General features: G+C 71.8%; 1 pseudogene. It reads right to left on the bottom strand.

The features are described 5' to 3' along the window. Positions 1 to 241 (bottom strand): annotated as a pseudogene (locus tag BN358_RS27235) (hypothetical protein); the annotation flags it as partial.

Here is a 241-nt window from a genome sequence, read left to right as displayed (position 1 = left end):
CCAGCGCGTCGAGACGAGATGGTGCAGCGCCAGAGCCGTCCGCTTCATCGGCACCCAGCGGCCCTCCGCCGCCATCGAGAACGATGTGTCGACCAGCAGCGCCACCGCCGCCTGGGTACGCGTCTCGGTCTCGGCGACCTCGACGTCTCCCATCTCGACGCGGATCCCGTGGCCGCCGAGCGGGTCCGGGGCACGAGAGGGCGCCTCAAGGGGGCGGCGCATGGCATTCAGGACCGTGCGA

Origin of the sequence: Sedimentibacter sp. B4 (assembly GCF_000309315.1) — a bacterium.
GTDB lineage: Bacteria > Bacillota > Clostridia > Tissierellales > Sedimentibacteraceae > Sedimentibacter > Sedimentibacter saalensis.
This window is presented reverse-complemented; position numbering and strand designations above follow the sequence as displayed.